This is a genomic window from Nocardioides sp. cx-173, from assembly GCF_021117365.1.
Lineage (GTDB): Bacteria > Actinomycetota > Actinomycetes > Propionibacteriales > Nocardioidaceae > Nocardioides.
The window spans coordinates 379,016-398,983 of sequence record NZ_CP088262.1 but is presented as its reverse complement, the minus strand read 5'-3'; the positions used below and the strand labels follow the sequence as shown (position 1 = coordinate 398,983).

General features: G+C 71.5%; 14 protein-coding genes and 1 tRNA gene. 2 read left to right on the top strand and 13 right to left on the bottom strand.

Translation table 11 applies throughout. The features are described 5' to 3' along the window. Positions 1 to 79: 79 nt before the first annotated feature. The 7 genes from LQ940_RS01870 to LQ940_RS01840 all read right to left on the bottom strand — a co-directional run bounded on the left by LQ940_RS01870 (position 80) and on the right by LQ940_RS01840 (position 7,722). Positions 80 to 1,300: a Gfo/Idh/MocA family protein gene (locus tag LQ940_RS01870; RefSeq protein ID WP_231240869.1), complete on the bottom strand. Its 1,221-nt coding sequence runs from the start codon at positions 1,298 to 1,300 to the stop codon at positions 80 to 82. Between the two features lie 88 nt (positions 1,301 to 1,388). Then, the gene (locus LQ940_RS01865) at positions 1,389 to 2,447 is read right to left on the bottom strand and encodes a substrate-binding domain-containing protein (protein WP_231240870.1); all 1,059 of its coding nucleotides are present in this window, start codon (positions 2,445 to 2,447) and stop codon (positions 1,389 to 1,391) included. 90 nt (positions 2,448 to 2,537) lie between these two features. Continuing rightward, positions 2,538 to 3,719, bottom strand: a complete 1,182-nt coding sequence (locus tag LQ940_RS01860; RefSeq protein ID WP_231240871.1) for an ABC transporter permease — start codon at positions 3,717 to 3,719, stop codon at positions 2,538 to 2,540. After that, positions 3,716 to 5,284, bottom strand: coding sequence for a sugar ABC transporter ATP-binding protein (locus LQ940_RS01855; protein ID WP_231240872.1), 1,569 nt, complete (start codon positions 5,282 to 5,284; stop codon positions 3,716 to 3,718). Before LQ940_RS01855 ends, LQ940_RS01860 begins: the two co-directional genes overlap by 4 nt. Before the next feature lie 289 nt (positions 5,285 to 5,573). After that, on the bottom strand, positions 5,574 to 6,167 hold the full coding sequence (locus LQ940_RS01850; RefSeq protein ID WP_231240873.1) for a sugar O-acetyltransferase: 594 nt from the start codon (positions 6,165 to 6,167) through the stop codon (positions 5,574 to 5,576). Next, the gene (locus tag LQ940_RS01845; RefSeq protein WP_231240874.1) at positions 6,164 to 6,697 is read right to left on the bottom strand and encodes a cyclophilin-like fold protein; all 534 of its coding nucleotides are present in this window, start codon (positions 6,695 to 6,697) and stop codon (positions 6,164 to 6,166) included. Before LQ940_RS01845 ends, LQ940_RS01850 begins: the two co-directional genes overlap by 4 nt. Before the next feature lie 5 nt (positions 6,698 to 6,702). After that, on the bottom strand, positions 6,703 to 7,722 hold the full coding sequence (locus LQ940_RS01840; RefSeq protein ID WP_231240875.1) for a zinc-dependent alcohol dehydrogenase family protein: 1,020 nt from the start codon (positions 7,720 to 7,722) through the stop codon (positions 6,703 to 6,705). 171 nt (positions 7,723 to 7,893) lie between these two features. Between LQ940_RS01840 and LQ940_RS01835 the strand changes: the two genes are divergently transcribed. Beyond that, positions 7,894 to 8,781, top strand: coding sequence for a helix-turn-helix transcriptional regulator (locus tag LQ940_RS01835; protein ID WP_231240876.1), 888 nt, complete (start codon positions 7,894 to 7,896; stop codon positions 8,779 to 8,781). Between the two features lie 134 nt (positions 8,782 to 8,915). Here LQ940_RS01835 and LQ940_RS01830 read toward each other — a convergent pair. From LQ940_RS01830 to topA, 5 genes are all read right to left on the bottom strand, one after another. Further along, positions 8,916 to 8,988 (bottom strand) — tRNA-Thr (locus tag LQ940_RS01830). A gap of 80 nt (positions 8,989 to 9,068) precedes the next feature. Next, positions 9,069 to 10,634, bottom strand: a complete 1,566-nt coding sequence (locus LQ940_RS01825; protein WP_231240877.1) for an alpha/beta hydrolase — start codon at positions 10,632 to 10,634, stop codon at positions 9,069 to 9,071. Continuing rightward, positions 10,631 to 11,788, bottom strand: a complete 1,158-nt coding sequence (locus LQ940_RS01820; protein ID WP_231240878.1) for a DNA polymerase III subunit delta' — start codon at positions 11,786 to 11,788, stop codon at positions 10,631 to 10,633. The genes LQ940_RS01825 and LQ940_RS01820 overlap by 4 nt, the downstream gene beginning before the upstream one ends. Beyond that, positions 11,785 to 12,444, bottom strand: a complete 660-nt coding sequence (tmk, locus tag LQ940_RS01815; RefSeq protein ID WP_231240879.1) for a dTMP kinase — start codon at positions 12,442 to 12,444, stop codon at positions 11,785 to 11,787. The genes LQ940_RS01820 and tmk overlap by 4 nt, the downstream gene beginning before the upstream one ends. A gap of 58 nt (positions 12,445 to 12,502) precedes the next feature. After that, the gene (gene topA / locus LQ940_RS01810; protein WP_231240880.1) at positions 12,503 to 15,226 is read right to left on the bottom strand and encodes a type I DNA topoisomerase; all 2,724 of its coding nucleotides are present in this window, start codon (positions 15,224 to 15,226) and stop codon (positions 12,503 to 12,505) included. 232 nt (positions 15,227 to 15,458) lie between these two features. Between topA and LQ940_RS01805 the strand changes: the two genes are divergently transcribed. Next, entirely contained in the window at positions 15,459 to 18,386 is a 2,928-nt protein-coding gene (locus LQ940_RS01805) for a carboxypeptidase regulatory-like domain-containing protein (RefSeq protein WP_231240881.1), read from the top strand. A 92-nt stretch (positions 18,387 to 18,478) separates the two neighbouring features. On the opposite strand, the gene LQ940_RS01800 is transcribed toward LQ940_RS01805, so the two are convergent. Further along, a complete protein-coding gene (locus tag LQ940_RS01800; protein ID WP_231240882.1) occupies positions 18,479 to 19,954 on the bottom strand; it encodes a N5-glutamine methyltransferase family protein in 1,476 nt (491 codons plus the stop codon). Positions 19,955 to 19,968: the final 14 nt, after the last annotated feature.

Sequence of the window (19,968 nt, the reverse complement as noted above, 5' to 3'; positions counted from 1 at the left end):
TTGCGGCGGTCAGAAGGGGTCGCTCGAGACGCCGGTCGGCGCATACGCGTGCGGGCCGACCGGGGCGGGACTGCTCGGGTCAGGCGGTGATCGACTGCCAGGTGCGGGTGTCGCTGCTGGTCTCCACGGCACTCAGCACCCGCTGCACGCACAGGCCGTCAGCGAACGTCGGGGTCGGCTGGGCGCCGCGGGCGAGGGCGCCGACGAGGTCGACCACCTGGTGGGTGAAGGCGTGCTCGTAGCCGAGGCCGTGGCCCGGGGGCCACCAGGCGCCCACATACGGGTGGGAGGGCTCGGTGACCAGGATTCGACGGAAGCCGGCGGTCTCCTCGGGCTCGGCGGCGTCGAAGAACTGCAGGACGTTCATGTCCTCGAAGTCGAAGCACAGGCTGCCCTTCGAGCCGTTGACCTCGATCCGGATCGCGTTCTTGCGGCCGGTCGCGAACCGCGTGGCCTCGAACACCCCGGCCGCTCCGCCGCGGAATCGGGCCAGGAACATGGCGGCGTCGTCCACCGTGACCCGCACCCGTTCGGCGCCCTCGGAGGCGGAACCGGACAGACCGGCGTGCCGGTCGGCCTGGGGCCGCTCCTTGACGAAGGTCTCCAGCTGTCCGGAGACCTCGGCGATCGTGTCGCCGGTGATGTGCTGGGTCAGGTCGATGATGTGGGCGCCGATGTCACCGAGCGCGCCGGAGCCGGCCTTGTCGCGATCCAGGCGCCACGACATCGGCGCCTCGGGGTCGGCGATCCAGTCCTGCAGGTACTGCGCGCGCACGTGCCGGATGTCGCCCAGCCGGCCCTCCGCGACCAGCTGCCGCGCCAACGCCACGGCAGGGACGCGGCGGTAGGTGAACCCGACCATCGCCCGCACCCCGCGGGCGGCGGCCGCCTCGGCGGCGCGGGTCATCTCCTCGGCCTCGGCGACCGAGTTGGCCAGCGGCTTCTCGCACAGCACGTGCTTGCCCGCCGCCAGGGCGGCGATGGCGATCTCGGCGTGGGAGTCCCCGGGGGTGCAGATGTCGACGAGATCGACGTCGTCGCGCTCGACGAGGCGGCGCCAGTCGGTCTCAGTCGACTCCCACCCCAGCCGGTCAGCGGCGGCCCGGACGCGAGCCGCGTCGCGCCCCCCGAGCACCCGCATCACCGGGTGCAGGGGCAGGTCGAAGAACCGGCCGGCCGTGCGCCACGCCTGGGAGTGGGCGGCGCCCATGAACGCGTGACCGACCATGGCGACGTTGAGCGGGGCGGACGCCGAGCCGGAGGGCATGGGGTCGGCGTCGGCGGGCGAGGTGCTGGTCATGGGGAGCTCCAGGGCGGGACGGGAAGGTGCCCACCACGGTCCGCGCGGTGACGCGGGCCGTGGTGGGCAATGTCATCGGGACGGCGGGTCAGGACCGGAACGCCGTGTCCAGGTACTTGTCGACGTTCTCGGCGGTCACGACCGGCGCGTAGAGCTGGACCACGCGCGGGACCTCGACCTCGACCAGGTCGTCGACGGACTTCTCCTGGGCGAGCAGGCGCGCCAGCTTCAGGCCGTCGGCGCCCTGGGTGGAGGGGTAGATGACCGTCGCCTTGAGCACGCCGTTGTCGGCCTTGATGGCCTCCATGACCTGCCGCGAGCCCGCGCCGCCGATCATCGTGAACTCGTCACGACCAGCCTCCTCGATCGCCGCCAGGACGCCCACGCCCTGGTCGTCGTCATGGTTCCACAGGAAGTCGATCTGGGGAGCGGCCTGAAGCAGGTTGTTAGCAGCGTCCGAGCCGCTCTCCACGGTGAACGAGGCCTCGACCTGGTTGTCGACGTCCAGACCGCACTCCTTCAGCGCGTCCTCGAAGCCCTGGCTGCGGTCCTGGGTCAGCGGGAGGGAGGCGATGCCCTGGATCTCCGCGACGACCGCGTCGGTGTTGCCGTCGGCCTGCTCGCAGACGTACTCACCCGCCGAGACCCCCATGCCGTAGTTGTCGCCCAGCACCGTCACGCGCGCGGCGTTGGGGTCGTTGAACTCCCGGTCGACGTTGACGACCGGGATCCCGGCCTCCATCGCCTCCAGGGCGATGGGGGTCAGGGCGTCGCCGTCGTGGGGTAGCAGCACGATGGCATCCACCCCGTCGTTGATGAACGTCTCGATCTGCTGGATCTGCACCGACGGGTCGTTGGTCCCCTCGGCCATCAGGAGCTCGACGTCGTCGTACTGCTCGGCCACGGCCTCCGTGGCCTCGGTGATCGCGCCCATCCAGCCGTGGTCGGCAGCGGGGGCGGAGAACCCGATGGTGACCGTGTCGCCGGCCTCGTCGTTCGAGCCCTCCTCGGCCTCCGAGGTGCCGCCGGACACGTTCTGGTCGTCGTCGGAGGACTCGTTGCTCGTGCAGGCGCTGAGCCCGATCGCGGCGAGCACGGCGAGAGCGGCCGCGGCCTTCTTCGAGATGGTGCGGTGATGCAGGGACATGTCGCGCTCCTTGATGGTCGAACGAGAGGTGAGGCAGTGGATTGGTGATGCCCGACGTGCCGATCGAGCCGCCGGCCGGCGGGCCGGGCACTAGGTCGAGCTCGTGCTCTTGCGGGCCGCCAACCACTGCTGCAGGAGCACGGCGGCGACGATGATGGCGCCCTTGAGCAGGTCCTGCTCGGACGGCTCCCGGTTGTTGAGGGTGAAGACGTTGGTGAGCATGGTGAAGATCAAGACACCCAGGACGGTGCCGGTGATCGTGCCCCGGCCGCCTGCGAGCAGGGTGCCGCCGATGACGACCGCGGCGATCGCGTCGAGCTCCAGGAGCTCGCCGTGGGTGGAGGACCCGGTGGTCGTGCGGGCCACGATCATCAGCGCCGCGATCCCGGAGCACGCCCCGACGAGCACGTAGAGCCAGACCGTGTGACGGCGCACGTTGATTCCGGCGAGACGGGCGGCCTCGGGGTTGCCGCCCACCGCGAAGGTCCGCCGGCCGAACGTCGTGCGGTTGAGCAGGATCCAGCCGAGGACCGCGACCAGCACGAAGAGCCAGATGGACATGTCGACGCCCAGGGGCTTGGCCCGGAAGAAGTCGTAGAAGCCGGGCACGTCGGAGACGATCTGGGTGCGCTGGCCGGAGATCTTCTCCGCCAGTCCGCGCGCGGCGACCAGCATCGCGAGGGTGGTGATGAACGCGACGACCCTGCCGTAGGCGATCAGGACTCCGTTGACCAGCCCGGCGCCGGCCCCCACTCCGAGCGCGGTCAGGACCATCACGCCCCAGAAGGTGTCGGCCGCCAGCTCCTGGGTGGCGACCGTGGTCGCCCACACCGAGGAGAGGGCGAGCACCGCACCCACCGACAGGTCGATCCCGCCGCCGGTGATCACGAAGGTCATCCCGACGGAGACCACGCCGACCGCGGTCGACAGGCGCAGGATGGTCAGGAAGTTGTCCGCGTCCAGGAACCGGTCGCCCGCGGTGATCGTGCCGACGATGACGATCAGCAGCAGCACCACCACCAGGCCCACGACGCGGAAGAACCCCGTGTCGGCCAGGCGGGCCATCGTCACGCTGCGCCCACCGGGACCGCGAGCGTCCTTGCCGGCGCCGGGATCCATGGTCTGGTGGGACGCCGTCGTCTCGGTCACCGGCAGTGCGTCGACCGGGTCCCCCGCGTGCGAGGCACCGGTGTCACCGGCATGCTTGCCGTGCTTGTCGTGCGCCGTGGGGCCAGTGGACCCACTCGGGCGCTCGGTGTCGGAGTCGGTCATGCGGGGGTCCCTTCCATCACCAGGTCCAGGACCTGGGACTCATCGATGTGGGCGGCGGCGGCTTCGTGCACGACGCGTCCTTCGCGGACCACCAGCACCCGGTCCGCCAGGCCGAGCACCTCCTCGACCTCGCTGGACACCACGACCACGGCGACCCCCGAGTCGGCCAGCGTGCGCACCAGCCGGTAGATCTCCGAGCGGGCGCCGACGTCGACGCCGCGGGTGGGCTCGTCGAGCAGCAGCACCCGACAGCCGCGCAGCAGCCACCGGGCCAGGACGACCTTCTGCTGGTTGCCGCCCGACATGGTGCGCACGTGGCGCGAGATGTTGCGGGGACGCACGTCCAGGGACTCGACCAGCTCACGGGCCTTGGCCTTCTCCCGCCCTCGTTGGACGAACCCGGCGCGTTGGAAGGACTTCAGCGATGACACGCTGATGTTGGCGTAGACGGCCTGGTCCAGCAGCAGCCCCTGGCTCTTGCGCTCCTCCGGGGCCAGGCCGATCCCGGCCCGGACCGCGGCGTCGACCGCGCCGCGTCGCAGCTTCCTGCCGTCCACGCTCACCGTGCCGGACGTGGCTCGGCGCGCCCCGTAGATGGTCTCGAGGATCTCCGTGCGGCCCGAGCCCACCAGTCCGGCCAGGCCGACGATCTCGCCGGCCCGCACCGTCAGGTCCACCCCGGAGAACACCCCGTCCAGCGCCAGGTCGCGCACCTCCAGGACCGGGTCGCGCGACGCGTCGGGCGCGGCCTCCTGGTCGCGCTGCGGGAAGACGTACTCGATGGAGCGGCCGGTCATCAGCTTGATCAGGTCCCCCGTGGGGGTGGTCTTGGCCGGCAGACCGGTCGCCACGGTCACGCCGTCCTTCAAGACGGTGATCCGGTCGCCGATCTGGCGGATCTCCTCCAGCCGGTGGGAGATGTAGACGATCGAGACGCCTTGCGCGGTCAGTCCGCGGATGACGCGGAAGAGGTTCTCCACCTCGCCGTGGTCGAGCACCGCCGACGGCTCGTCCAGGATGAGCAGGTCGACCTCGTGCGACAGCGCCCGCGCCATGCTCACGACCTGCTGCCCTGCGGGAGACAGCTCGCCCACCAGCCTGGTCGGGCTGATCTCGCTGTGACCCAGCCGCGCGAGGATCTCCCGCGCCCGCTGGTTCGTCGCACCTCGCCGGGAGAGTCCCCCGGCGGAGATCTCGTGGCCGAGGAAGATGTTCTCCGCCACCGTCAGGCCCGGGACCAGGTCGAGCTCCTGGTAGATCGTCGCGATGCCGGCCTTGATCGCCGCCAACGGGTGGGCGAACCGGGCCGGCTCTCCCTTCCACGTGATCGTCCCCGCGTCCGGCAGGTACGACGCCGAGAGGATCTTGATCATCGTCGACTTGCCTGCGCCGTTCTGGCCGACCAGGCAGTGCGTCTCACCCGCGCGCACCTCGAAGTCCACACCGCCGAGCGCGCGCACCGACGAGAACTCCTTGACGATCCCGGACATCTGAAGCAGCGCGCCGGAGCCGGCCGGGAGCCGCGACTGCGCCGGCGCTTCGTCGGTCTGACCGAGCTCTGCCAAGGTAAGGCCCCTCGTCGCGTCTGTGACGGCCCTCACAGAGTGTGCGCGTACTCAAAGTAGAGCGCCTTCTGTCGTATCGGCAAGAGGTTCTGCCTAGCAATTGCGCAAATGTCTGTGCGGCGCCTGACGCCGGCCCCGTTCACCTGAGCTCGGCCACATGCCAGACCTGCCGGTTCAGGGCGGCTACGCTCGCGGGTTCGCCGCGGGGCCCGCGAGTCTGCCGAGATGGGCCCGGGTGTGGGCGGCGGCTGGCTCGCTCGGAGTTTCGCCCGTAGGCGGAGGTCTCTGCTCAATGTCGAGACGCACCGAAGCCGGTCTCGCGTATGAGCTTGGCTGGGATGCCAGCGACGATGGCATTGGCCGGGACATCGCGGGTGACGACGGCGCCGGCGCCGACGACTGCTCCGCCGCCGATGTTGACGCCCGGGACGACCGTGACCCCCGCTCCGACCCAGACCTTGCCTCCGATCACGATCGGCGCCGGCGTCATGTCGGCTCGCCGGTCGGGGTCGATGCTGTGGTTCAGGGTGGTCAGGGTGCTGCCGTGGCCGATGAGGGTGCCGTCTCCGATGGTGATGCCGCCGGTGTCTTGGAAGGTGCAGCCGAGGTTGATGAAGACGTCCTTGCCGAGGACCAGGTTCTTGCCGAACTCGGTGTAGAAGGGCGGGAAGACGGTGACCGACTCGTCGACCGCCCTGCCGGTGAGTTCCGTCAGCAGTGCCCTCACCTCCCCGGGTGTGCGGTAGCCGGTGTTGATCTGGGCGAGGATCCGCAGCGCCTCCTGAGCAGCACCGTGCATGAAGCGGTGGTGCTCCGAGCCGCCTTCGATGAGCGCACCGCTGTTGACGTGGGCGAGGAAGTCCCGGAGCTCCGTCGCGGTCATGGCACCTCGATGGTGGCGGTGACCGGGCCTTCGATGCTCGCGATCTGCTCCGCGGCACCGCCGCCGAGGCGTCCGAGGACGACGATCCCGGGGAAGTAGGACTGGTCGCCGTAGTAGAGGACCAAGTCGCTGCCAGGGGCGTAGTAGCCGACGTCGCCGATGTCGGGGTCCGCGCCGTCGGGTTGGCCGTCCAACGCGAGCGGAGCGGGCAACGGTCCGGTCTTCTCGACGCCGCCGTGGTCGACCATCTCGATCGTCACCGGCAGCTGCGCTACCAGGTCTCGGGTGGCGGCGCTCTCGGTGAGGGTGGCGTCGAAGCGCTGCTTGCCGATGGTGATCTGGATCCTCATGCTGCTCTCCTCCTCGGCCGCGTCGCTGCGGCCGGTGCTCGGGGACGTCATCGGGGCGCCGGGCGCGGACGCCGCGGTCTGCGGCGCGTCCCCGCTCGACCCGCCGTCGCCGCATCCGGCGCCGACCACCACGACGACGGCAGCGAGCACGGTCGCCCGCACCGCCCTCGGCAGGGACATCACGCTCACAGGGTCAGCAGGACCTTGGTGGCGGTGCGCTGATCCATGGCCTGGTAGCCCTCGGCGGCCCTGTCGAGCGGCAGGGTGAGGTCGAAGACCTTGCCCGGCTCGATGGTGCGGTCCCAGATGAGCTGGATCAGGTCCGGCAGGTACTGCCGCACCGGGGCCGGACCGCCGTGGATGTGGACACCGGCCATGAACAGCTCGTCACCGGGGATCGCGACGTCGTGGGAGACGCCGACGAACCCGACGTGCCCACCAGGGCGGGTGGAGTGGATCGCCTGCATCATGGCCTCCTGGGTGCCGACCGCCTCGATGACGGAGTGGGCACCAAGCCCACCGGTGAGCTCCTTGACCTTCGCGACACCGGCCTCGCCACGCTCCTCGACGACGTCGCTCGCGCCGAACTCGCGGGCCAGCGCTTGCCGGTCGGCGTGCCGGCTGAACGCGATGATGTGCTCGGCGCCGAGCTGCCGGGCGGCCAGGATGCCGAGCAGACCCACCGCGCCGTCACCGACGACCGCGACCGTCTTGCCCGGGCCGGCCTCGGCGGCGGCGGCGGCGAACCAGCCGGTGCCGAGCACGTCGGAGGCGGCCATCAACGACGGAATGAGGTCCGGGCCCGGCATCCCCGGGGTCGCGACGAGAGTCCCGTCGGCGAGCGGGATGCGCGCCAGCTCGGACTGCGTGCCGAGGGTGCCCATCAGCACCCGGTGCGTGCAGTACGCCTGGTAGCCGGCCCGGCAGATCTCGCAGGTGTTGTCGGAGGCCCAGAACGAGCCGACGACGAAGTCGCCGACCTTCACGGTGCGGACCGCGGAGCCGACCTCCTCCACGACGCCGACGTACTCGTGCCCCATCACCTGGTGGTCGACCGGCTCGGCGCCCCGGTAGGGCCACAGGTCACTGCCGCAGATGCAGGTCGCCGAAAGACGGATGATCGCATCGGTCGGCTCGATGATCCTGGGGTCCTCGCGCTCCTCGACCCGGACGTCCCCGGGCCCGTACATGACTACCTGACGCATCGCGGCCTGCTCCTCTTCATGACGTCCGTTCGGTGCTGGCGGCGCCGACCCGGCGCCGCGACCTCGAGTCAACCCGGCCGGGCGACGGGCAGGAAGTCACTGTCGATGGGTGTACCGACAGGGCATCCTTCGCGGGCCGATCCGACCCGAGCGCGGCCTAGGCTCGAGGGCGTGGACAACCGTCAGGAAGTGCGCGAGTTCCTCACCACTCGTCGCGCGCGGATCACCCCGGACCAGGTGGGGCTCCCGACCTCGGGCAGCCGCCGCGTGCCCGGGCTGCGCCGCAGCGAGGTCGCCTCACTGGCCGGTCTGAGCGTCGAGTACTACGCCCGCCTCGAGCGCGGCCAGATCGCCGGTGCCTCCGCCGGCGTCCTCGACGCCCTGGCCCGCGCCCTGCAGCTCGACGAGACCGAGCGCGCCCACCTCCTGGACCTGGCGCGTGCCGCCGACGGCATCCCGACCTCGGGACGGCAGCGCCGCCGTACCCCCAGCAGGGCCGCCTCCCGGCCGAGCCTGCGGTGGGCGCTGGACTCGATCACCGACGGCGTCGCCTTCGTCCGCGACCCACGCCAGAACCTGCTCGCCACCAACGCACTGGGCCGCGCGTTCTACTCACCCGTGATCGGCGACGGTGGCCGGGTGCCTAACCTCGCCAGGTTCCAGTTCCTCGACCCCGCCTCCCGCGACTTCTACCCCGACTGGGATCTGTTGGCGCAGATGTGCGTCGGGATCATTCGCACCGAGGCCGGACGCGACCCGCACGACCGCGGGCTCCAGGACCTCGTCGGTGAGCTCTCCACCCAGAGCGAGACGTTCCGGCGACTGTGGGCCGACCACGACGTCCGCACCCACGGAGCCGGCACCAAGCGGTTCCACCACCCCGTCGTCGGGGAGCTGACCCTCGCCTACGAGGAGCTCGCCATCACCGCCGAGCCGGGACTCGTGCTCATGGTCCACACCGCCGAGCCCGGCTCGCCCTCCGCCGAACGGCTCCGCCTGCTGGCCTCGTGGGCAGCACCCACCCGACGTGCCGATGAGCACCACGTAGAGGGAGGCTGATGCAGACCACCCGTCGCTCGATGGACAGCGACAAGGGCCCGGCCGCCTGTCGGCCACCGGATCGACAGAGCGCTTCACGCCTGCGTCTCCGCCGGTCAGAAATGCCCCGAGGTCTCGGGTCCCCGGGGCATCGGAGCCGCCTGTCAGAATCGAACTGACGACCTAGTCATTACGAGTGACTCGCTCTACCGACTGAGCTAAGGCGGCCTGCCGCCCGGTCGTGCTCGGGCAGCCTGCGGAAGTATACGGAGCGCGCGCGGGTGGCGCGAAACCGGCACCGCCGCAGCTCAGCACTCCGTGCCGTCGTCGGGCACGACGTCGTCGATCAGGTAGTCCTCGATCGTGGTGTCGATGCACTCGTTGCCGGCGTTGTAGGCGGTGTGCCCGTCTCCGTCGCGGGTGAGGAGGACGCCCGACTCGAGGCGCTCGGCGAGCGCGACCGCCCACTCGTACGGCGTGGCGGGGTCGCGGGTGGTGCCGACCACCAGGATCGGCGGCGCGCCCTCGCCGCGGATGTCGAGGGGCGGCTCGCTGGAGGCGACCTCGATGCCCTTGCAGTTGACCAGGCCCCAGGCGAAGACCCGGCCGAAGGTCGGCGAGACCTTCTCGAACGCGGGGACCTGCGCCTCGACCTCGTCCGGCTCGACGTAGTAGGGGTCGTCGAGGCAGTTGATCGCATAGATGGCCTCGGTGCTGTTGTCGAGGTAGCGACCGCCCTGGCGCGAGGCGTAGGCGTCGGCCAGCAGCATCAGCGTGGTGCCGTCGCCCTCGAGGGCGGTCGAGAGGCCCTGGTCGAGGAGCCGCCAGTAGTCGCGGTTGTAGAGCGGCGTCACGATCCCGTAGAACGCGCTGCCCACGGTGAGCTCGCGCCCGTCGGAGGTGGGCAGCGGCTCGGCGTCGATGTCGTCGATCAGCTCGGAGATCGTGTCCAGGCCCTCCTCGACGGAGTCGCCGAGCACGCAGTCGCCCTTCTCGACGCAGTCCTCGACGTAGGCGCGCAGCGCGACCTCGAAGCCGCGGGCCTGGCCGAGGCTCTGGGCGCGGGAGGGGAGCCCGACGTCGACGGCCCCGTCGAGCACGAAGCGTCCGACCCGGTCGGGGAAGAGCTCGGCGTAGGTGGCGCCGAGCTTGGTGCCGTAGGAGGCTCCCAGGTAGTACAGCGACGCCTCGCCGAGCGCGGCGCGCAGGACGTCCATGTCACGCGCGGTCTCGGCGGTGGTCACGTGGCCGACGAGGGTGTCGGAGCGCTCTGCACAGCCCTGCCAAAAGTCCGCCAGGTCGTCGACCAGCTCCTGCTCCTCGGCGGCGTCGTCGGGGGCCGGGTCGACCGCGAGGAACTCGGTCAGCTCGTCGTCGGGCAGGCAGTCCAGGGGTGCCGAGCGGCCGGTGCCGCGCGGGTCGAAGCCCACGACGTCGAAGGCCTGCGTCAGCGGCTCCCGGAAGACCTGGCGCGCCTGCTCGGCGTACGACGTGCCGGGGGCACCCGGCCCGCCGGGGTTGACCACGAGCGAGCCGACGCGGGCCTCGGGGTCGCCGGCGGGCACCTTGAGCAGGTTCAGCTCGATCGTCTCGCCGCCGGGGTCGCGGTAGTCGACGGGGACCGTGAGCGTGCCGCACTGGTTGCTACCGCAGGCCTCCCAGTCGATCTGCTGGGAGTAGTACGGCGCGAGTCCGGGGCTCGGGGCGTCGGTGGCGCCCTCTGCCGGTGAGGTCGTGACGACCGTCGGCGACGGGTCGGCCGAGCCGCCGTCGGAGTCGTCACCCAGGAGGAGGTACATCACCCCCAGCCAGCCGGAGCCGATCAGCGCCAGCACGATCAGCGCGACGACGACGATCCTCACGGTGCGGGTCATGGCCTGCCCCTCTCCGGCACCTTGAGCGCCACCATCATGGACTCCAGCGCGAGCGCCACCGGCACGTTGAACTCCAGCATCTGCTCGCGGGCCTCGAAGATCCACGAGATCCGCCGCAGGTTGAGCTCCGGGGTCGAGGAGGCCGCGATCTGCTCGATGTCGCCGCGGATCTCCTCGTTGACCAGGGGCCCCTCAGCGCCCACGCCGACGGCGATGGCGTCGCGGTAGACCGACACCAGGTCCATCAGGCCCCGGTCGACCACGTCGAGCTGGCGCCGCTTGGCGCGGGTCTTCTGGGACTTCTCGAGCGCGGAGAGGGCCGGTGCGTACTCACGGGGACGCCGGCCGCGCTCCACGACGCCATAGGTCGTGTCGAGGTCGACCTTCTCGGCGGCGTCGAGGTCGCCGGTGATCGCGTCGGCCTCCTCCTTGGCCACCTCGGCGAGGTTGGCGGCGGCGTTCATGCACGCGCCTAGCGAGGTGAGCCGGGCGGGCAGCGACACGATCTCGCGGCGCCGGTTGCGGGTGGCCTCGTCACGCGCCAGCGCCCGGGCGCGGCCGATGTGGCCCTGGCTGGCGCGTGCGGCGTAGGCCGCCAGCGCCTCGCCGACGCCCTCGGTGCGGACCAAGAAGGAGGCGACCTCGCCGGTGCTCGGGGTGGCCAGCGTGACCAGGCGGCAGCGCGAGCGGATGGTGGGCAGCACGTCCTCCACGGTGGGCGCGCAGAGCATCCACAGCGTGCGGTCGGTGGGCTCCTCGATCGCCTTCAGCAGCGCGTTGCAGGCCTGGTCGGTGAGTCGGTCGGCGTCCTCGACGATCATGATCTGCCAGCGGCGCCCGGCCGGGGCGAGGGCCGCGCGCCGGACCAGGTCGCGGACCTCGTCGACCCCGATGGAGAGCTTCTGGGTGCGCACGACCGACACGTCGGCGTGGCTGCCGGCCAGGACCGTGTGGCACTCGTGGCAGGTGCCGCACCCGCCCTGCTCGCACTGCAGCGCGGCGGCGAACGCGACGGCGGCGTTGGAGCGCCCCGAGCCGGGGGGACCGGTGAACAGCCAGGCATGGCTCATGCCGTGACCGCCCGCGGCCGTGCTCAGCGCCTCGACGGCGTGCCGCTGGCCGACGAGCCGGTCCCAGACGGCTGTGGCGGTCATGCCCGCTCCCGGCGGGCGGCCTGGTCGAGCAGCGGCGTCACCCGCGCGCGCACGGCGTCGGCGATCTCGTCGACGCCGGCGCGGGCGTCGAGGACCAGGTAGTGCTCGGGGTCGGCGCCGGCCATCCTCAGGAAGGCCTCGCGCACCCGCTGGTGGAACTCCAGCGACTCGGCCTCCATCCGGTCGCGCTCCTCGAAGCGGCCCAGGCCGGCCTCCGGCTCGAGGTCGAGTACGACGGTCAGGTGCGGCCGCAGGTCGTGGGTGGCCCAGCGCATGACCCGCTCCACCTCGGTGACCGGCAGCGGCCGGCCGGCGCCCTGGTAGGCCAGCGCCGAGTCGACGTACCGGTCGGTGATGACCACGGCGCCCCGGTCGAGCGCGGGCTGCACCACGGTGTCGACGTGCTCGGCCTTGTCGGCGGCGTAGATCAGCGTCTCGGTGCGGTCCGACAGCTCGCCGGTCTCGGGGCTGAGCACGATGCCGCGCAGCGCCCGGCCCACCTCGGTGTCGCCCGGCTCGAAGGTCAGCACCACGTCGTAGGCGGCCTCCTCGAGCTCCGCGGCGAGGCGGCGCGACTGGGTCGACTTGCCGGACCCCTCGCCGCCCTCGAAGCAGACGAACAGGCCGGTGCGGGTGTAGACGCCGGGCGAGCTCACCCACCGAACCTACGGGGCCCCGCCGACGCAATCCAACGCAGGTCGGCTCGCTGGCGGCTCAGGCCTTCTTGGCCGCCTTCTTGGCGGCCGTCTTCTTGGCGGCCGCCTTCTTCGTCGCGGCCTTCTTCGCCGGGGCCTTCTTCGTCGCGGCCTTCTTCGCCGGCGCCTTCTTCGCGCCCTTCTTGGCCGTCTTCTTGGCCGGGCCGCGCTCGCGACGCTCGGCGAGCAGCTCCGCGGCACGCTCGATGGTGATCGACTCGACCGTGTCGTCCTTGCGCAGCGTGGCGTTGTACTCGCCGTCGGTGACGTACTCGCCGAAGCGGCCCGACTTCACGACCACGGGCTGGCCCGACACCGGGTCGTTGCCGAGCTCCTTGAGCGGCGGTGCCGCCGCCGCCCGGCCGCGCTGCTTGGGCTGGGCGTAGATCTTCAGCGCCTCGTCCAGCGTGATCGTGAAGAGCTGCTCCTCGCTGGTCAGCGAGCGCGAGTCGGTGCCCTTCTTCAGGTACGGCCCGTAGCGACCGTTCTGCGCGGTGATCTCCTCGCCGTCCTCGGCGGTGCCGACCACGCGCGGCAGCGACAGCAGCTTGACCGCGTCGTCCAGCGAGATCGTGTCCAGCGACATCGACTTGAACAGCGAGCCGGTGCGCGGCTTGTCGCTCTTCTTCGCGTCCTCGGGCAGCTCCTCGGTGACGTAGGGGCCGTAGCGGCCGTTCTTCGCGACCACCCGCAGGCCGGTCTCGGGGTGGGTCCCGAGCTCGATCTCCTCGCCGGCCGGGTTGGCGAACAGCTCCTTGGCCTTCTCGACCGTGAGCTCGTCGGGCGGCAGGTCGTCGGGCACGTTGGCCCGCTTGCCGGCGGGGTTGCCCTCGTCGTCAGGACCCTCGAGGTAGGGCCCGTAGCGGCCCACGCGCAGGTTGATCCCGAGCTCGGGGTCGCCGATCGGGAACGTCGCCAGCTCCCGGGCGTCGATGTCGCCGAGCTCGTGCACGAGCGCGTGCAGACCCTTCACGTCGTCGGAGCCGTAGTAGAACTCGCCCAGCTCGGAGACCCGGTCCTTGCGGCCCCCGGCGATGTCGTCGAGGACCGTCTCCATGGTGGCGGTGAACTCGTAGGACACCTGGCGCGGGAAGTGCTCCTCGAGCAGCCGGGTGACGCTGAACGCCAGCCAGGCCGGGACCAGCGCCGTGCCCTTCTTGTAGACGTAGCCGCGGTTGAGGATGGTGCCGATGATCGAGGCGTACGTCGACGGGCGGCCGATCTCGCGCTCCTCGAGCTCCTTGATCAGGGTCGCCTCGGTGTAGCGCGCCGGCGGCTTGGTCTCGTGGCCCGAGGCCGTCACCGAGGCGGCCGAGACGGAGTCGCCCTCGGCCAGGGCCGGGAGTCGGGTCTCGGCGTCGTCCTTGGCCGCACCCTCGTCGGTGCCCTCGACGTAGGCCTTGAGGAAGCCGTGGAAGGTGATCACGCGGCCGCTCGCGGAGAACACGACGTCCTCGCCGGTTGCGGCCGTGCCGCCGAGGCGCACGGAGACCGACTGGCCGACGGCGTCCTTCATCTGGGAGGCGACCGTGCGCATCCAGATCAGCTCGTAGAGGCGGAACTGCTCACCGGTGAGCCCGGTCTGCGCCGGGGTGCGGAAGGTCTCGCCGGCCGGACGGATCGCCTCGTGCGCCTCCTGGGCGTTCTTCACCTTGGAGGCGTAGGTGCGCGGCGAGTCGGGCAGGTAGTCGGCGCCGTACAGCTCGCGGACCTGGGACCGGGCGGCGTTGACGGCGCCGTCCGACAGGGTCGTGGAGTCGGTGCGCATGTAGGTGATGAAGCCGTTCTCGTACAGCCGCTGGGCCACGGACATCGCGGCCGAGGCGCTCATGCCGAGCTTGCGGCTGGCCTCCTGCTGCAGCGTGGTGGTGCGGAAGGGCGCGTACGGCGAGCGCTTGTAGGGCTTGGACTCGACCGAGCGCACCTCGTACGTCGAGTCGGCGAGCGCGGAGACCAGGGCCTCGGCCCGCGCCCGGTCGACGTGCACGACCTTGCTGGGGTCCTTGAGCAGGCCGTCCTGGCCGAAGTCGGACCCGCGGGCGACGCGGGTGCCGTCGAGGGAGTGCAGCTTGGCCGGGAACATCCGCTGCTCGTGCTTGGCGCCGGCGTCGAAGGTGCCCTCGAGGTCCCAGTAGGACGCCATGCGGAACTTCATCCGCTCGCGCTCGCGGTCGACGACCAGGCGGGTGGCGACCGACTGCACCCGACCGGCGGAGAGGCCGGACATGACCTTCTTCCACAGGACCGGGGAGACCTCGTAGCCGTAGAGGCGGTCCAGGATGCGGCGGGCCTCCTGGGCCTCGACCAGGTCGTCGTTGATCTCACGAGGGTTCTCGACGGCCGCCAGGATCGCGGCCTTGGTGATCTCGTGGAAGACCATGCGGTGCACCGGGATGCCCTTGGGCTTCAGCTCGTCGAGCAGATGCCAGGCGATCGCCTCGCCCTCGCGGTCCTCATCGGTGGCGAGGTAGAGCTCGTCGGCGTCCTTGAGCAGGCTCTTGAGCTTGGAGATGTGCGCCTTCTTGTCGCGCGGCACCACGTAGTAGGGGGTGAAGCCGTCCTCGACGTCGACGGCCAGGCGGCCCCAAGGCTTGTCCTTGATCTTGGCCGGGGTGTCGGCGGCGTTGTTGGGGAGGTCTCGGATGTGCCCGATCGACGACTCGACGACGTAGCCGTCGCCGAGGTACCCGCCGATGGTGCGGGCCTTCGCCGGGGACTCGACGATCACCAACTTGTGTGCCACTGCTGCTCTTTCTTCGTGCGTTGCCTCGTGCCGTGTCGGGCCGGGGAGGGGCCCACGGCCAGTCACGGTAGCGCGTCGACCCGACTCAGCCCCGTTCGGCCGCCCGGAGGCGGAATCTGCGAAAGCGCCTCCGGGACCCCGGTCTGTGCGCGAGTATCTGGGCCGTGCGGCCCTGGTATCGGGCGGGTGCACAGTCGTCCACCACCGTTGACCGTCCTCCAGAGGAACACACATGTCGTCCGTCGCACGCCATCTATCCCGCCCGCTCGTCGCGCTCCTCGCGATGCTGCTGGTGCTCCCACTCGGCCAGCTGCTGATCGCAGCACCGGCGCACGCGGTCGCCTTCCAGGCGCAGGGCGTCGTCACCGACGCCCTCGACGCCCCGCTCTCGGGCGTCACCGTCACGGCCTTTGAGGGCAATGTCGCGGTGGGCACCCCCGTCGACACCGCCGCGGACGGCGGCTACGCGCTCACGCTGCCCAGGGCGGGCAGCTACACGCTCGGCTTCAGCAAGAGCGGCTTCGTCTCGACGTTCTACGGCGGCGACCCGGCGGAGGTCCTGGTGGTGAACGCCCAGGGCGACATCACCGCCTCCGGCGACGACGAGCCGTACGAGAACAACGAGCTGGACACCGTGACGCTGGCCTCGGTGGAGACCCGCACCCTGAGCGGCACCGCGGTCGCCGCCGCGGGCGGCGCCCCGTTGTCCGGCGTCTCGGTGTCGCTGTTCGCCGCCGGTGACGAGAGCGAAGCACTCGGCACCACCACCACCAACAGCGCCGGCGCCTTCTCGTTCTCGGTGCCCAAGGGCCGCTACCAGCTGTACCTGGCGCACCCCTCCTACTCCCCGCGCTGGTTCGGTGACGACGCCCCCGTGGTCGTCGACGGCGCCGACGCCCCCACGGGCGCGATCGCCCTGACGACCGTGGCCGAGGGCACCAGGTTCCCCATCGCCGGCCGCCTGGTGGACGCCTTCGACGAAGGCGTCAACGAGGCCACCGTCACGGTCACCGGCGCCGGAGTCACCTCGGGCGTCCACACCGGCACGACCTCCGGCTCCGGCGACGCGGCCGGCGCCTACAGCGTGAGCGTGCTGCCCGGCACCTACGAGGTCGAGTTCTCCGCGCCCGGCTTCGTGACCCAGAAGTACACCTCCGACGACGTCACCGCGACCATCAGCGTCTCCAACAACGGCACCCTGTCGGTCACCCCGGCCGACGCCCTGACCTCCAACCGGCTCAACGACGTCGAGCTGGCCACCCAGGCGTACCCGGTCGGCGGGCGGGTCACCGCCACCGGCGGGGCTCCGCTGAACGCCATCACCGTGACCGCCCTCGACGCGGACGGCGTGGCCGTGGCGCCGACCGCCCTCACGAACTCGGCCGGCGGGTACTCCCTCTCGCTGCGAGCGGGGACCTACACCGTGCGCGCCACGGACGCCAACGGCGACGCCACCTCCTACGACACCACCTGGCTCGGCGGTAACGCCGTGCCGGCGACGGTCACCGTGGCACGGGGTGGGGCCGTGAGCGTCGGCGGGCAGCCCGCGCCGCTGCCCGACATCGTCATGCCGCCGTCGTCGCCTGAGACCCCGCACCCGGTGGTGGGCGAGGTCGTCGACGTCAACGGCGACGGCATCGACCGCCTGACCGTGACCGCCACGCGGGCCGGCACCTCCACCGTCGCCGCCACGGCCGACACCGGCGCCGACGGCGATCTGGGCGACCACGGCCGCTTCCGGCTGGCGCTCAAGGCCGGGTCCTACACGATCAACGTCGCCGCCGCTCGCGGCTTCGCCGCCGGCGCCTACGTCGGCGACGGCGAGCGCACCGCGACAGTGACGGTGGCGCTCAACGGCCTGGTCACCGTCACCGACACCGAGGTCGAGGGCAACGACCTCGGCTCGATCACCCTGGTGGGCACCGCGACCTCGGCGCTGACCGGCACGGTCCTCAAGGAGGGTGGCGCCGGGCTGGACCAGATCACGGTGATCGCGACCCCGATGAGCGGAGCCACCACCAGGACCGCCAAGTCCGGCCCCAACGGCGCGTTCACCTTGAACCTGCCGGTCGACACCTACCGGATCCAGTACGTCGACGACCTCAACGACGGGACGACGTACACCAGTGCCTTCTACGGCGGGACGACCCCGGCCCTGGTGAAGGTCGCCAACGACGGCACCTTCTCCGCCAACGACACGCCGGTCTCGGGTCTCGCTTCGGTGACCCTGTCCGTCGCCTCGGCCAGCGTGCCGCACCCGGTGAAGGGCACCGTCTACGACCCCGACTACACCCCGCTCAGCGGCGTCACGGTGACCGCCACCCCGGTGAGCCCGACACCCGCGGGCCACAAGGTCACGGGCGCCACCGGGCCCGACCCCGACGCGGGCTCGCCCCTGGGTGACGCCGGCGTCTACAAGCTGATGCTCCTGCCCGGCAGCTACCGGCTCGCCTTCACCAAGGCGGGCTACCAGCCGACGCCGCTGGCCAACCTCGACGCCCCGGGGACGCCGGTGACCCTGACGGTCGGCCTCGACGGCCGGCTCAGCGCCCCGGGCCTGGAGCTGGCCGGCAACGTCGTCGACGACGTGCAGCTGCTGCTGCCGGCGCCGAGGATGCTGAAGGCGCCCAAGCTGACCGGCAAGCCGGTCTACGGCCAGGTGCTGACCACGACGTTCGGCACGTGGAGCCCGGACTTCGGCAAGGACAACGCCTTCATCGAGTGGTTCCTCAACGGCAAGCCGGCCGACTCCTTCACCCTGGGCAACTACGGCGAGAAGTTCAAGGTGCCGGCCTCGGCTGTGGGCAAGAGGCTCAGCTACCGGATCCAGATCGACGACCCCGACGGCGTCATGGCGCCTGCGGTCTACGCGAGCAAGCCGACCGCGGCGATCAAGAAGGCGCCCTCGGCGGTCTCCGGGAAGTTCAAGAAGGGCAAGCTCACGGTCACCGTCAAGGTGTCCGGCGTGCCCAAGGCCACCGGCAGGATCACCGTGTTCGACGGCAAGAAGAAGGTCGGCACCTTCAAGCTCACCGCCAAGAGCAAGGGCAAGGGCGTCCTCAAGCTCAAGCTCAAGAAGGGCAAGCACAAGCTGACGATCAAGTACGTCGGCCCGGGCGCCGTCAAGCCCGGCAAGAAGGTGCTGAAGATCAAGGTGTGACCCGAGCCTGACGGGCCACCGAGCAGTGCCTCACGCCATCGCGGATCACCCGATCCGCGATGGCGTGACTGCTTCCGGAGCCGGCAGACGTCTCAGGCCAGCTCGAGGAAGCCCTCTCGGACGAGCTCGCCGGCGACCGGGAGGTACGTCGCGCGGACCTGCCCGGCGTCGGCGTCGGTGAGCTGGGCGACCGCGTCGAGGATCTGGCCCAGGGTCAGCTCGCCGTCGCAGGCACCGACGAGGGCCGCCTCCACGGTGTCGACCTGGCGGGCGCGGCGCAGGCCTCGCTGCTGGCGCAGCACGATCACCTCCGGGTCCTCGGCACCGGCCGGCCCCACGGTCTCCTGGCGCACGTCCTCGCGCGTCACCAGGCGGCTGTCCGCATCGACCCGGGCGTGCGCGGCCGCGCCCCAGGCCCGAATCGCGGGGGCGATCGGCTGCTCGACCTCGTAGGGCCAGTCGAGCAGCTCGCTCACCACCTGGCTCTCCCCCGGGCCGCCGCCCGAGGCCCGGAGGTTGACCCAGCCGAAGCCGATCGCCTCGACGCCCTGCTCGTCGAACCAGGAGAGCCAGGTGTCGTAGCGCTCGAGGTAGCCGGGCGTGCCGTGCAGACCGGCGTCCTTGAGCCACAGCTCGACGTACGTCGCCGGGTCGACGACCTCGCGCTGCACGACGAGCGCGTCGCAGTCGCCGGCCAGCCAGCCCCCGAGCCGCTCGTCCCAGGGCCGCTCGCGGGAGATCACCCAGTTGGCGAGCACCTGGCACCAGCCGCCCTCGGTGAGGTGAGCGGGCGCGGCGCGGACGATGTCCTCGACGACCCGGTCGCCGGGCAGGCCGGAGTCGCGGTAGACCAGCCGCTCCCCCGTGCCCGGCGAGATCACGAACGGCGGGTTGGTGGCGATCAGGTCGAACCGCTCACCGGCGACCGGCTCGAAGTACGACCCGTCGCGCACCTCGACCCGGTCGGCCACGCCGTTGAGCGCGGCGTTGAGGCGGGTCAGCCGCAACGCGCGGGCGTTCACGTCGGTGGCGACCACCCGGTCGCTGTGGGCGGCCAGGTGCAGCGCCTGCACGCCGCACCCGGTGCCGAGGTCGAGGGCGCGGCCGACCGGCTCGCGCAGGGTCAGCTGGGCCAGCGAGGACGAGGCGCCGCTGATGCCGAGCACGTGGTCGGCGCCCACCCGCTGCGGCCCGCCGTCCAGTCCCGGGGTCAGGTCGCTGAGGACCCACAGGTCGGTGTCGTCGGCGGCGTACGGGCGGATGTCGAGGCGCGCCGCGACCTCGCCGACGCTCTGCTCGAGGAGCCCCTCGGCGGCCAGCCGGTCGACCTGGCCGGGCAGCGCCCGCTCGGCCGCCTCGCGCGCCACCGGCACCTGCAGCAGGAACAGCCGCACCAGCGTCTCGACCGCACTGGCACCCGCGGTACGCCGCCGGCCGGGGGTGGTCTCATTGCGCATCAGCGCGTCGTGCGCCTCGCTCCCGAGCAGCTCGCGCACCCCGTCGTAGGTGAACCCCGCCTGCTCCAGGGAGTCGCGCAGCGGGCCGGTGAAGTCGAGGGGCTCGGGCATCCCGGCATCCTCCC

Excerpts from the sequence above, each read along its gene's own strand:
- LQ940_RS01870 (WP_231240869.1), bottom strand. The coding sequence starts at position 1,300 with ATGACCAGCACCTCGCCCGCCGACGCCGACCCCATGCCCTCCGGCTCG.
- LQ940_RS01865 (WP_231240870.1), bottom strand. The coding sequence starts at position 2,447 with ATGTCCCTGCATCACCGCACCATCTCGAAGAAGGCCGCGGCCGCTCTC.
- LQ940_RS01860 (WP_231240871.1), bottom strand. The coding sequence starts at position 3,719 with ATGACCGACTCCGACACCGAGCGCCCGAGTGGGTCCACTGGCCCCACG.
- LQ940_RS01850 (WP_231240873.1), bottom strand. The coding sequence starts at position 6,167 with ATGACCGCGACGGAGCTCCGGGACTTCCTCGCCCACGTCAACAGCGGT.
- LQ940_RS01845 (WP_231240874.1), bottom strand. The coding sequence starts at position 6,697 with ATGTCCCTGCCGAGGGCGGTGCGGGCGACCGTGCTCGCTGCCGTCGTC.
- LQ940_RS01840 (WP_231240875.1), bottom strand. The coding sequence starts at position 7,722 with ATGCGTCAGGTAGTCATGTACGGGCCCGGGGACGTCCGGGTCGAGGAG.
- LQ940_RS01825 (WP_231240877.1), bottom strand. The coding sequence starts at position 10,634 with ATGACCCGCACCGTGAGGATCGTCGTCGTCGCGCTGATCGTGCTGGCG.
- LQ940_RS01820 (WP_231240878.1), bottom strand. The coding sequence starts at position 11,788 with ATGACCGCCACAGCCGTCTGGGACCGGCTCGTCGGCCAGCGGCACGCC.
- LQ940_RS01805 (WP_231240881.1), top strand. The coding sequence starts at position 15,459 with ATGTCGTCCGTCGCACGCCATCTATCCCGCCCGCTCGTCGCGCTCCTC.
- LQ940_RS01800 (WP_231240882.1), bottom strand. The coding sequence starts at position 19,954 with ATGCCCGAGCCCCTCGACTTCACCGGCCCGCTGCGCGACTCCCTGGAG.